Annotated in this window: 9 protein-coding genes; 3 read left to right on the forward strand and 6 right to left on the reverse strand. The window is 71.6% G+C overall.

From position 1 onward, the window contains the following. Nucleotides 1-114 precede the first annotated feature (114 nt). From ACFW0G_RS24315 to ACFW0G_RS24325, 3 genes are read right to left on the reverse strand one after another with little or no spacing between them, the layout of a single operon-like run. Nucleotides 115-1,296, reverse strand: coding sequence for an SWIM zinc finger family protein (locus tag ACFW0G_RS24315; RefSeq protein WP_378327668.1), 1,182 nt, complete (start codon nt 1,294-1,296; stop codon nt 115-117). Beyond that, nucleotides 1,296-4,046 carry a DEAD/DEAH box helicase gene (locus ACFW0G_RS24320; protein ID WP_378327669.1) on the reverse strand — a complete coding sequence of 917 codons (2,751 nt, stop codon included), beginning with the start codon at nt 4,044-4,046 and terminating at the stop codon, nt 1,296-1,298. The genes ACFW0G_RS24315 and ACFW0G_RS24320 overlap by 1 nt, the downstream gene beginning before the upstream one ends. A gap of 57 nt (nt 4,047-4,103) precedes the next feature. Continuing rightward, complete coding sequence (locus ACFW0G_RS24325) at nt 4,104-6,209, reverse strand: acyl-CoA dehydrogenase family protein (protein ID WP_378327670.1); 2,106 nt, start codon at nt 6,207-6,209, stop codon at nt 4,104-4,106. Nucleotides 6,210-6,395: 186 nt separating this feature from the next. On the opposite strand from ACFW0G_RS24325, the gene kstR reads away from it, so the two are divergent. After that, complete coding sequence (gene kstR, locus ACFW0G_RS24330; protein WP_378327671.1) at nt 6,396-7,034, forward strand: cholesterol catabolism transcriptional regulator KstR; 639 nt, start codon at nt 6,396-6,398, stop codon at nt 7,032-7,034. 89 nt (nt 7,035-7,123) lie between these two features. Here kstR and ACFW0G_RS24335 read toward each other — a convergent pair whose 3' ends face one another. Both ACFW0G_RS24335 and ACFW0G_RS24340 read right to left on the reverse strand, forming a co-directional pair. Beyond that, entirely contained in the window at nt 7,124-8,113 is a 990-nt protein-coding gene (locus tag ACFW0G_RS24335) for a TIGR03557 family F420-dependent LLM class oxidoreductase (RefSeq protein ID WP_378327672.1), read from the reverse strand. A gap of 16 nt (nt 8,114-8,129) precedes the next feature. After that, on the reverse strand, nt 8,130-8,960 hold the full coding sequence (locus ACFW0G_RS24340) for an LLM class F420-dependent oxidoreductase (RefSeq protein WP_378327673.1): 831 nt from the start codon (nt 8,958-8,960) through the stop codon (nt 8,130-8,132). A 113-nt stretch (nt 8,961-9,073) separates the two neighbouring features. On the opposite strand from ACFW0G_RS24340, the gene ACFW0G_RS24345 reads away from it, so the two are divergent. Beyond that, nucleotides 9,074-9,793 carry a class I SAM-dependent methyltransferase gene (locus tag ACFW0G_RS24345; protein ID WP_378327674.1) on the forward strand — a complete coding sequence of 240 codons (720 nt, stop codon included), beginning with the start codon at nt 9,074-9,076 and terminating at the stop codon, nt 9,791-9,793. On the opposite strand, the gene ACFW0G_RS24350 is transcribed toward ACFW0G_RS24345, so the two are convergent. Then, nucleotides 9,790-11,010, reverse strand: coding sequence for a lipase (locus tag ACFW0G_RS24350; RefSeq protein ID WP_378327675.1), 1,221 nt, complete (start codon nt 11,008-11,010; stop codon nt 9,790-9,792). The two genes, ACFW0G_RS24345 and ACFW0G_RS24350, sit on opposite strands and share 4 nt — an antisense overlap. A 120-nt stretch (nt 11,011-11,130) precedes the next feature. On the opposite strand from ACFW0G_RS24350, the gene ACFW0G_RS24355 reads away from it, so the two are divergent. Next, nucleotides 11,131-12,096 (forward strand): SDR family NAD(P)-dependent oxidoreductase, encoded by a 966-nt coding sequence (locus ACFW0G_RS24355; protein WP_378327676.1) that lies wholly within the window; start codon nt 11,131-11,133, stop codon nt 12,094-12,096. The last annotated feature ends 1 nt before the right edge of the window (nt 12,097 follow it).

A 12,097-nucleotide genomic window follows, 5' to 3' on the forward strand; every position in this document is an offset into this window, starting at 1 on the left:
CGGACGGTTCGCGTACCCAGACGGACGGTTCGCGTACCCAGACGGTCGGGCTCGCGTGCCTCGGCGGCGGGCTCGCGTGACTGGACGGCGCACTCGCGTGATTGGGTGGCGATCTCACGGGGTGGGGTAGGCGAGGTCTAGGGGGTCGTCGGAGGGTGGGGCGTCTAGGTGCCATTCGGGGCCTTCGCGGACGAAGCGGTACCAGCGGGCGTCGCGGCCGTAGCGGAGCTGAACGTCACCCTGGGTGACGCGGTTGCGCCAGACCTTCACCTGGCCGGTCAGGCCGGAATCGGCGAGTTCGGCGCGGGCGCGTTCGAGGGGGCCGGGGCCCGGCTGCCACGGCTCCCGGAGCACGGCGAGGCCGCCGCGGCCCGCTTCCCGCCAGGCATGCGCCCAGCGGGTCAGTTCGCGGAGCGGGACATCCGCCTCGGCGGCGAGCGGGCCGAGGTCGCCGCCGCGGGTGGCCGCCCGGCGGGCCAGGTCCTCCTCGAACGTCAGGTCCGCCACCGCGGGCGCGCCGTGCACCAGCAGATCACGGGCCAGCGCGGCGGCGTCGGCGGCGAGAGTGGTCAGCGCGGCGGCGGTCCAGCCGGTACTCGCGGGCGGATCCAGATCGAGGACGGCCGGAGTGCCCGCGGCCTCGGGCGCGGCGGGCAGCGGCGGGACCGGGCCGACCCGGCGGGAGAACGCGGCACGCGGGGTCAGGCCGGGATTCTTCTTCGGCAGCAACGCCTTTCCCGGCTTCTCGCCGTCACCGCCGCGGGGTGTACGGCGGGCGCGGAGTTCGGCGAGGACGTCGTCGCGGGATCTGCCGCGTAGCAGGAACAACACGAACGGATCGGCGTCGACCTCGTCGGCGACGACGTAGTACACGGCCGCGACGTGCTTGCACGGATTAGCCGAATCCGGGCAGGAACACCGCGGTTTGAGATCACCGGGGCCGGGGAGCAGATCGGCCCCGGCCTCCCGGGCCTGCTCGGCCAGCTCCTCCGGCAGCTCGCCGTCGAGCAGGGCCGCCGCGTGCCCCAGCCGCGTGCCCGCGACGTCGAGCAGGGCGTCCCACTCCGCCGGGGCGAACTCCCGCATCCGGATGGTCACCTTGTACGGGACGGGACGGCTTCCCCGCACCCGCGCGGAGATCTCCCCGGCGCCGACGGCCAGCCCGGCGACGGTGCCCTTGCGCGCGTACGTCCGCCCGCGCGGCAGCCGGTTCGGGTCCAGCTTCGCCCGCTGTTCCAACGCGTCGACCCAGGCCCGCCCCCACCAGGTGTTGCCGAACGTCCGGCGCGGCGGCATTACCCCGAACCCAGGCGGACCAGATCGGCGAGCTGGTCGTCGGACAGCTCGGTGATCCAGTCCTCACCCGCGCCCACGACGGCGTCGGCGAGACCCCGTTTCTGTTCCAGCACGGCCGCTATCCGCTCTTCCAGTGTTCCTTCGGCGATCAGCCGGTGCACCTGGACCGGCCGGTCCTGGCCGATCCGGTAGGCCCGGTCGGTGGCCTGGTCCTCCACCGCCGGATTCCACCAGCGATCGTAGTGGATGACGTGCGTGGCCCTGGTCAGGTTCAGCCCGACGCCGCCCGCCTTGAGCGAGAGCAGGAACACCGGGACCTCGCCCGCCTGGAACCGCTCGACCATGTCCTCGCGCTCGGCGGGCGTGTTCTTCCCGGACAGCAACGCCACCGGCAGCCCGCGTTCGGCCAGCCTGCGTTCCAGCAGCTCGCACAGCTTGACGTATTGGCTGAACACCAGCACGCTGTCGCCCTCGTCGAGGATGACGTCGAGCAGTTCCTCGAACGCCGCGAGCTTGCCCGACCGCCCGGTCAGCGCGCCACGCGGCTCCTTGAGGTACTGGGCGGGGTGGTTGCAGATCTGCTTGAGCTCGGTGAGCAGCTTGAGCACCTGGCCGCGCCGCTGCACGCCCTCGGACTCGCGGATCAGCGCGAGGTTCTCCCGCACCACCGCCTCGTACAGTGTCGTCTGCTCGGCGGTCAGCGGGACGAACCGGTCGGTCTCGGTCTTGCGGGGCAGCTCCGGCGCGATGTCCGGGTCGGTTTTGCGGCGCCGCAACAGGAACGGCCGCACGGTGCCGGCGAGCCGCTCGGTGACCGCCGGATCGCGGTCGCGCTCGATGGGCCGGGCGACGGTGCGGCGGAAGCGGTCCAGCGGGCCGAGCAGGCCGGGCGTCGTCCAGTCCACAATGGACCAAAGCTCGGTGAGCCGGTTCTCGACCGGAGTCCCGGTGAGCGCGACCCTGGCCGCCGCCGGGATCTTCCGCAGTTCCTTCGCCGTCGCCGACAACGGGTTCTTGACGTGCTGGGCCTCGTCGGCCGCGACCAGTCCCCAGTCCACTTCGGACAGTGCGGCGCGATCCCTGCGCAGGACGCCGTACGTGGCGAGCACGACCTCGCCGGGCCGCAGCTCGTCCAGATGCCGCCCGCCGCCATGGAACCGGCGCAGCGGGACCCCCGGCGCGAACCGGGCGAACTCGCGTTCCCAGTTGCCCAGCAGCGACGTCGGGCACAGCACCAGTGTCGGGCCCGCCGCGGCCTCCTGCCGGTGCAGGTGCAGCGCGATCAGCTGGATCGTCTTGCCCAGCCCCATGTCGTCGGCGAGGCAGGCGCCCAGGCCCAGCCCGGTCATGGTGGCCAGCCACGCCAGCCCGGCCCGCTGGTACGGCCGCAGCGTCGCGCACAGCCCCGGCGGCGGTTCGACCGGCTCGTCGGCCCGCTCCCGGATCCGTTCGACGAGCCCGCCCAGCGCCGAGGGCGCCTCGAACTCGACGCGTTCGCCGTCGAGTTCCAGCTCCCCGGACAGCGCGGCGGCCAGCGCCTCCGCGCCGGTGAGCGTGCGCTCGCGACGGGCCCGCATCCGGGCCAGCAGCCCGGGGTCGACCCGGACCCACTGGCCGCGCAGGCGGACGAGCGGCCGTTTCGCCTCGGCGAGCGCGTTCACCTCGGCGTCGGTCAGCTCCTCGCCGCCGAGGCTGAGCCGCCAGCGGAACTTCAGCAGCCCGTTGAGGTCGAACACCGGGCCGGTGACGCTCCCCGGCTGCTGGGTGGCCCCCGCCTTTGCCTTGACCTCGCCGCTGAACAAACCCTTCTGCCACAGCACTTCGATCCCGGCGCCGCCGAGGTCACGGCTGCCGTCGGTGAGCAGGTCGACGACCTCCTCGTCGCTCAGCGGCAGTTCGGCAGGCGCGGGTTCGGCCAGTACCTTGCCCAGCGGTGCCCATGCCCGCGCGCCGCGGCGCAGGCCGAGCAGCAGCTGGGTCTCGACCCCGTCCCCGAGCCGGTTCAACACGGCGTCCGGCGCGTCCCAGAGTGTCGCCGCCTCGACCACCAGGCTCGGTTCGGCGACGCTGCGCACCGCCAGCACTCCGGCGAACGTGGGCTCCGCGTCGGCGTCCAGTCTGGCTTCGACGCGCAGGAGGAGCTGGGCACCGTGGGGCTGGCGCGCGTCCAGCTCGGCGAGCCAGGCCGCGCCGTCCTCACCTACGAGAGTCGGCTGGGCCGCCGAGAACGCCGCCGGACCGCCCGCCGTTGCCGCCGGAGTACGTACCAGTACGTCCGCCGTGGCGTCCCACAGCGCGCGGACGAGCGACTCCGGCGAATGCAGCCGGATCCGTTTCAGCCCGGACAGCGGCAGCGCGTGCGCCTCGGGCGGCAACGCGCCGGCGAGGCCACGCAACAGCTCCTCGTCACCCGCGTCGAGCGGGCCCACCCGCCACGAACCGACGCCGCTCGGCGAGACCGAGGGCCGCAGCCTGCCGCGCGCGACGAGGTTGACCCCGGCGTTGACCGCGGCCGACCACGCCGCCATCGCCGGGCTCGCGTCCTCCCCGACCACCAGCAGCCGCGGGATGGCGCGCGCCAGCGGGACGACGCTCGCCTCGACCTTCGTGCGCCGGAACTTCTTGCCCTCCGGTAACACGAGCTCGATGGCGGTGTCGCCCTCGACGCCTTCTCCCCACAGCGCGAGTACGCCCTCCCTCGGCGGATCCGAGGGGACGTAAGTGGCCTGGGTGCCTGCTGCGAACTCCACGCCGTGCACGGTATGCCACGGGTACGACAAACGGCGGTACCGCGCCCATCGGGAAGGTCACCGGGGCAGGCCGAGCAGCCGTTCCGCCGTGAGCGAACGGAGCACCTGCGTCGTGCCGCCCGCGATGGAAAGGCAGCGGGACACCAGGAACTCGTGCTGTGCTTCGGCCGCCGCCCCGCCCGCGGCGAGCACGTCCGCGCCGTGGAATTCGAGCGCGAATTCGGCGACCTCCTGGCGATGCCGGACGCCGAGCAGCTTGCGGACGCTCGACTCCGCGCCCGGGTCCTGCCCGCCGAGCCGCCGCAGTGTCGCGCGGAGGTCGAGCACGGAACACGCGCTGCCCTGGCCGATCAGGCCGCCCAGCCGTTCGCGGGCGGTGACGTCGAGCTGGGCGAGATTCAGCGTCGCGACAAGGTTTTCCACGCCTTCGCCGACCGACGAGCCGCTGCCGAGCGCGACGCGCTCGTTGGCCAGCGTCGTCCGCGCCAGCCGCCAGCCGCCGTCGATCTCCCCGACGACGTCGGAGTCCGGCACGAAAACGTCGTCGAGGAACACCTCGTTGAACACCGCCTCACCGGTGATCTCGCGCAGCGGCCGCGTCGTGATGCCCTCGGCGCGCATGTCCACCAGGAAGTAGGTGATCCCCTTGTGTTTGGGGGCTTCGGGATTGGTGCGGGCGAGGCAGATGCCCCAGTCCGCTTCGCGCGCGAGCGACGTCCAGACCTTCTGGCCGGTGAGCCGCCAGCCGCCGTCGGCCCGGCGGGCGGCGGTGCGCAGGGACGCGAGATCCGAACCGGCGCTGGGCTCGCTGAACAGCTGGCACCAGGTGAGTTCGCCGCGCAGCGTGGGCAGGGCGAACCGGGCCCGCTGCTCGTCGGAGCCGTGCTCGAGGATGGTCGGCACGGCCCACGCGCCGACGACGAGATCGGGACGCCGGAGCCCGGCGTCGGCGAGCGCGTTGTCGATGCGGAGCTGCTCGGCGGCACCCGCGTCGCGGCCGTACGGGGCGGGCCAGTGCGGTGCGAGCAGGCCAGCGTCGGCCAGCGCCGCCCGCTGTTCTTCCGTTGGCAGGTAAGCGATTTCGGCGACCTGCTCGCGCAACGCCGCGTCGTCACCGACGTCGACGGCGAGGGTGCGGTGCGCCCCGCCGAGTGCCAGGTCGGCGGCGCGGCGGCGCCAGCGGGCGGATCCGCCGAGCCACCGCCGGACGGCGATCGCGCGGCGCAGGTACAGATGCGCGTCGTGCTCCCAGGTGAACCCGATGCCGCCGAGGACCTGGATACAGTCCTTGGCGTTCTCGACCGCGGCGTCCAGCGCGACCGACGCGGCGGCCGCGACGGCGAGTGGATGCCCGGCGGCCGCGGCGTCCCAGGCGAGCGCCTCGGCGGACTCGGCCCTGGTGAGCATCTCGGCGCACAGGTGCTTGATCGCCTGAAATGACCCGATCGGGCGACCGAACTGCTCACGGACCTTCGCGTACTCCACCGCCGTCGTGAGACACCACCGCGCGACACCGGCCGCCTCCGCGACGCCCAGTGTCGCGGCAAGGTCGTCCACATCGGACAGTGCCAGCACGGCGTCGGCCACGACCTCGACGCCGCTGAGCCGGACGCGGCCGAGCGGCCGGGAGAAGTCGAACGGCGCCAACGGTTCCACGGTCACCCCCGGCGTTCCCGGCGCGAGCGGGACGTACCCGCCGTCGCAGGGCACCAGCAGCCAGGACGCCGGGTGCGCGTCGAGCACCGGACCGCTCTCGCCGTCGAGGACCAGCCTGTCACCCGAAGTGGCGAACGACACGTCCATCACGACCGCGGCCTGCGCGGTCCCGTCGGCCAGCGCGGGCAGGATCTCCTTGGCGGACGGGCGATCCGGATCGCGGGCGAGCAGCAGCGCGGCGAGCGCGGTGCCGAGCACCGGCCCGGGGACCAGCGCTTCGGCGGACGCGGCGAGCCCGGCGGCGAGATCGGCCACCGTGCCGTCCGCGCCGCCGACGTCCTCCGGAAGCGCCACGCCGAACAGCCCGATCTCGGCGAACCCCGGCGGGAGCGCCCCGCCGCACGTGCTTTCGGCGGCGCGGACGGCCTCCACCGGATGGCGCGCGGCCGCCCAGTCGTGGATGGCGGCGGCCAGCGCGGCCTGTTCCTCCGTCAGCGCGACCGGCATCGGCGACCTCCTCGCGGTAGGACCAGCGGGTACCCACGGGTACCGGCTCGGACTACTCGCGAGTGTAGAACGTGTTACAGTTTTTCGGCCAGTGGGTCGATCGGCGCGGAGTCCGCCAGGACAGGTACGCTACGTCGGGAACTGGAACAAGTTCCGAAGCCAGCTTTGGGGACGGGAGAGGGGCCCATGCCAGGAAAGGCGAAGGCGCCGGTGGCCGCGAAGGGGCGCGGCAACGGGCTGAGCGGCGCGGGGACCGAGGAACTGGGCTCGGCCGCCCAGCGGGACCGGCGGCGCCGGATCATCGACGCGACGCTGGCGCTCGCGGCCAAGGGCGGCTACGACGCGGTCCAGATGCGGGCCGTCGCGGAGAAGGCCGACGTCGCGCTGGGCACGCTGTACCGGTACTTCCCGTCCAAGATCCACCTGCTGGTGTCCGGGCTGGCCAGGGAGTTCGAACGGGCGCAGGAGAAGCTCGAGCGGTCGGCCATCCCCGGCGACACCCCGGCCGAGCGGCTGATGTTCGTGCTCGGCCGCAACACCCGGCTCATGCAGCGCGATCCACACCTGACCGAGGCCATGGTGCGCGCGTTCATGTTCGCCGACACCTCCGCCGCGGCCGAGGTCGAACAGGTCGGGCGGCTCATGGAGAACATGTTCGCCAAGGCGATGGGCATCACCGACCCGACCGAGGCCGACCGCGACATCTTCCACGTCATCGCGGACGTCTGGATGGCGAACCTGGTCGCCTGGGTGACCCGCCGCGCGTCGGCCGCCGACGTCGCGCACCGCGTCGAACTCTCGGTGCACCTGCTGCTGGACAAGTAGCGCCCCGTGTGCTGAAGGGGACGTTCGTCGCGTCTCATGCGATGAAGGGGACTTTCCTCACATGTAACGAGAGGAAAGTCCCCTTCAGCTCACGCGGTGAGCTTCGGCAGGACGTCGCGCCCGAAGGTCTCGATGAACGCGTCCTGGTTGCGTCCCACGTTGTGGACGTAGATCCGGGTGAACCCGGCGTCCACATACTTCTGCAGTGCCGCGCGGTGCACGTCCGGATCGGACGAAACGACCATGCGGCCCTCGAAGTCCTCCCGCCGCACGAGCTTCGCCATCTGCGCGAAGTCGAACGGCGAGCGGATGTCGGCCTTCGGGAACTTCATGCCACCGTTGGGCCACTGGTCCAGCGCGTTCGCCCACGCCGTCTCGTCGTCCTCGGCCCAGGACAGGTGCACCTGCAGCAGCTTCGGCATCGCGTCCGGATCCTTGCCCGCCTTCTTCGCGCCCTGGTTGAAGTTGTCCAGGATCCCGCCGAGTTTCTCCAGCGACGCGCCGGGCGTGATCAGCCCGTCGGCCAGCTCGCCGGTCTTGCGCGAGGTGTACGGGCCCGCCGACGCGATGTAGATCGGCGGCGGCGCGTCGGGCAGCGTCCACAGCCGCGTGGTGTGCAGCTTGAAGAACTCCCCCGAATGCTTGACGTCCTTGCCGCCGAACAGTTTCCGGATGATCTCCAGCGCCTCGAACATCCGCCGGACCCGTTCGGGCGCCTCGGGCCAGTAGCCGCCGATGATGTGCTCGTTGAGCGCTTCGCCGGAGCCGATCCCGAGCCAGGTGCGGCCCGGGTAGGTCGCCTCCAGCGTCGCCGCCGCCTGCGCGACCATCGCCGGGTGCAGCCGGAACGACGGGCAGGTCACGCCGGGGCCGAGGTCGCCGGTGGTGTTCTCCGCCAGCGAGGCGAGCACGCTCCACACGAACGAAGCTTCACCCTGCTGAGGGACCCACGGCTGGAAGTGGTCCGCCGCCATCTGACCGGAGAACCCGTGCTGTTCGGCCAGCGCCGCCAGCCGGATCGACTCCCGCGGCGAGAACTGCTCCAGCGCCGCGGCCAGGCCGATTTGTACGTCACTCACGAGGTCATCAAACCCTTCAGCGGTTGGCCTGCGCGAACGCGGCCAGTTCGTCCAACTTCCGCAGCGTCTCGCTCTCCGGCAGGGTCGGCAACATCAGGTTCACCTGATCGACGCCACCCTCGGCGTAGCCGTCGATCACCGCCTGCTCGGCGGGCGAGCCCCACACCACGAACGGGACGCCGGTGCGGCCCTGCTCGGCCAGCCACTTCCGGACGCGGTGCAGTTCCCCGGGCGACGCCCCCGGCGTGGGCAACCAGCCGTCGCCGTGCGCGACCAGCCTGTTCAACGCCGCCTTGCTCGCGCCGCCGACGAAGATCGGCGGATGCGGCTTCGCCACCGGCTTCGGCCACGAGAAGATCGGGTCGAAGTCGATGTGCTTGCCGTGGAACTCGGCCTCGTCCTTGGCCCAGATCTCCTTGAGCGCGGCCAGCTGCTCGTTCATCAGCGCGCCGCGGGTGGCCGGGTCGGTACCGTGGTTGCGCATTTCCTCCTTGTTCCAGCCGACCCCGACGCCGAAGTCGAACCGCCCGCCCGACAGCAGGTCGAGCGTGGCGACCTCCTTCGCGGTGTGGATGAGGTCACGCTGGATCAGCAGCGTGATCCCGGTGCCGAGCCGGAGGGTCTTCGTGGCCACGGCGGCCGCGCTCAGCGCGAGGAACGGGTCGAGCGTGCGGTAGTAGACCCGCGGCAGCTCGCCGCCGGCGGGATAGGGCGTCTCGCGGCTGGCCGGGATGTGCGAGTGCTCGGCCAGCGACAACGCCGTGAACCCCCGCTCCTCCACCGCCCTGCCCAGCACGTCGGGCCGGATTCCTTCGTCGGTCACAAAAGTCCCAATACCGAAGTCCATGTCAGTCAACTACTCGCCCGGCGCCCCCGATATTCCCGCGGGTGTGTTGACACCTCACCAAGATCGGCAGCATGATGGAACTCATCGGGCGTTGAATAACTTGGGAGGATGCGATGACCGATCCGGGGATCGATCTCGACGACGTCGACTTCGAGCAGCTGTACCAAGGAAAAACGGGCGTCGGGCCCGTCATGCCGTGGGACATCGGCGCGCCGCAGCCGGCGCTGGTGGCAGTCGAGAGCGCGGGGGAAATCGGCGAGGACGTCCTCGATGTCGGATGCGGCCTCGGCGACAACGCGATCTTCCTCGCCTCACGCGGGCACCGCGTCACCGGCGTGGACGGGTCCGTCACCGCGCTTCGCCAGGCTCGCGAGCGCGCCGCGGCCCAAGGCGTCGAGGTCGAGTTCGCCGAGGCCGACGCGACCCGCCTCGACGGGTTCGAGAACCGCTTCGACACCGTGGTCGACAGCGCGCTCTACCACTGCCTCGACGAGGAAGCACGACGCGCCTACGTCGACGCGCTCACCCGCGCCGCGAAGCCCGGCGCCCGCCTGCACATCTTCTGCTTTCCCGAGGGGCTCCCCGAAAGCTTCCCGGTCCCGTTCCTGATCAGCGAACGCGATCTGCGCGAAAAGGTCGGGAAGGACTGGACGATCACCCGGCTCGAAAAGGCCGTGTACACCACCTCGATGACGAGGGACAGCATGGTGGCCATGATCCAGGCCGTCGAACCGGAACGCGAGATCGACCAAGCCGCGCTCGCCGAGTTCGACGTCGACGAGCGCGGCCGGATCCAGGTGCCCGTGTGGCAGCTGACCGCTGTCCTCCCCTAGGCGGCTTCGCGCAGGAACCAGCGGACGATTTCGCCGGTGGCGGTCACGTTCGACGCGAGATGCGTCGATCCATTGTAGACAGAGTGCGGCAACCGCACGACCTCCGGACGAACCCCGGCGCCGGCGAAGCCCGCGACGCAGCGATCGGTGTTGGCGGTGGCGGCCTGGTCGTCACCGTCCATCACGTACAGCCGCATCGGCGCGCCCGGCTTCCAGCCGGTGCACACGCCGTCGGCGACGCGCAACGCCGCGACGAACCGGGGCGAGGGGTGCCGCAGGAGGTCGATCCCGGCCGGAGTGATCAGCTCCCCGAGGGTGCCGGGGGTGCCCGCCATGAGCTGCTTGCCGGTGTGGTTCCCGTCGAAGAGTTCCTCGATCGTCCTGTCGTAGGGAGCGCGGAAGATCTCCGACGGCGAACGGTAGAGGTGGTGCAACCGGTTCCACGAGACGAGCAGGTACGCCGCGTACAACGCACTCGACTTCGTTTCGAGTTCACCGGCCAGCAGTGCGGGGATTTCCGCGTCCCGGAAGGCGTAGCCGCCGCTGATCGGGGCCAGCGCGCGCAGCCGGAACCGCGGGTCCGCGTGCCCGTCCAGCGCCCGCGCCAGGCCCAGCGCCGCCGACGCGCCCTGGGAGAACCCGGCGACCAGCACGTCCCGGCCCATCCGGTGCCCGAGGAACTCCCGTGTGGCACGCAGCATGTCCAGTGACGCGGTGGTCTCGGACGGAACGTCCATCCACGGGTGGAAGCCGGGCCCGGTGCCCAGCCCGAGGTAGTCGGGCGCGACCGTGGCGAAGCCCGCCGACGCGTAGGTCAGCGCGGGCGACGTCGCGAAGTCCTTGGCACGTATGGAAGGCGCGTCACCGCGGTAGCTGGTTGTCCCGTGTTCGGTGACCACAGTGGACAGTGTGCCGGATCCGCCCTCGGGAACCATCAGCAGCCCGCTCGCCGTGGCCGGCCGGTTCCGCGCGTCCACCGTCCGGTACTCCAGCCGGAAGGCCCGCACGCCATACCGCACTTCTCCGGCGTCGAAACCGGTCGCGGCGAGCTCCCCCGCCACGTCCGCCGCGCTCACGGTGCGCAGCGGCACGACGTCGGCGAGCCGTCCTCTCTCCTGTGCCTCAGCCGATCCCGATCCCGGTCCCGGTCCCGCGACGAGGGCGCAGGCGACGACACCCGCGACAAGCGCGGCACCCCAGCGATGTAAGGAAGTCATGGCTCCGCACGCTACGAACGCCGGGCCCACCGCACACACCGGCCGGCCACCCTCTCCGTGGTAGGGCTCTCCCCCAGGAACCCTTGCGCTGGAGCGCACTCCAGCTCGTAGCGTCGCCCCGTGACCACACAGCACAAGATCGGCTCGGGCTTCGGCGCCCGCAGCACCGCGGACGACGTCCTGGCGGGCATCGGCCTTTCCGGCAAGCTCGCGCTCGTCACCGGCGGTTACTCGGGTATCGGCCTCGAAACGACGCGCGCACTCGCCAAGGCGGGCGCCGAGGTCGTCGTCCCGGCACGCCGGCCGGCCTCCGCCCGCGACGCGGTCAGCGGCATCGACGGCGTCGAGGTCGGCGAACTCGATCTCGGCGATCTCGACAACGTCCGCATCTTCGCGGAGCGTTTTCTCGCCACCGGACGGAAAATCGACATTCTCATCGCGGGCGCCGGGATCATGGCCTGCCCCGAAACCCGGGTCGGCCCCGGCTGGGAGGCGCAGTTCGCGACCAACCACCTCGGCCACTTCGCGCTCGTCAACCGGCTCTGGCCCGCGCTCGCCCAAGACGGCACACGCGTGGTCGTGGTGTCCTCGGCGGGCCACCAGCTCAGTGGAATCCGCTGGGACGACGTCCATTTCGCCACCGGCTACGACCGGTTCCTCGCCTACGGCCAGGCGAAAACCGCCAACGCGCTGTTCGCCCTTCACCTCGACACGCTGGCGAAAAGCATTGGCGTGCGGGCGTTTTCCCTGCACCCCGGCAAGATCCTCACCCCGCTGACCCGGCATCTCGACACCGCGGAGATGATCGGCAACGGCTGGATCGACGAACACGGCACCGTCATCGACCCGTCGTTCAAGACCCCGGAGCAAGGGGCCGCGACCCAGGTGTGGGCGGCGACGTCCCCGCAGCTGGCCGGGCTCGGCGGCGTCTACTGCGAGGACTGCGACGTCGCCGAACCAACCGACCGCTCCGACATGGTCGACGGCGTCCGCGCACACGCGACCGACCCCGGCGAGGCTGCGCGCCTGTGGACGCTGTCGGCGGAACTCACCGGAGTCGACGCGTTCGCGGCGAAAGCCGTCTGAG

The sequence above is a fragment of the Amycolatopsis sp. NPDC058986 genome (assembly GCF_042741125.1).
GTDB lineage: Bacteria > Actinomycetota > Actinomycetes > Mycobacteriales > Pseudonocardiaceae > Amycolatopsis.

Excerpts from the sequence above, each read along its gene's own strand:
- ACFW0G_RS24315 (WP_378327668.1), bottom strand. The coding sequence starts at position 1,296 with ATGCCGCCGCGCCGGACGTTCGGCAACACCTGGTGGGGGCGGGCCTGG.
- ACFW0G_RS24325 (WP_378327670.1), bottom strand. The coding sequence starts at position 6,209 with ATGCCGGTCGCGCTGACGGAGGAACAGGCCGCGCTGGCCGCCGCCATC.
- kstR (WP_378327671.1), top strand. The coding sequence starts at position 6,396 with ATGCCAGGAAAGGCGAAGGCGCCGGTGGCCGCGAAGGGGCGCGGCAAC.
- ACFW0G_RS24340 (WP_378327673.1), bottom strand. The coding sequence starts at position 8,960 with ATGGACTTCGGTATTGGGACTTTTGTGACCGACGAAGGAATCCGGCCC.
- ACFW0G_RS24345 (WP_378327674.1), top strand. The coding sequence starts at position 9,074 with ATGACCGATCCGGGGATCGATCTCGACGACGTCGACTTCGAGCAGCTG.
- ACFW0G_RS24350 (WP_378327675.1), bottom strand. The coding sequence starts at position 11,010 with ATGACTTCCTTACATCGCTGGGGTGCCGCGCTTGTCGCGGGTGTCGTC.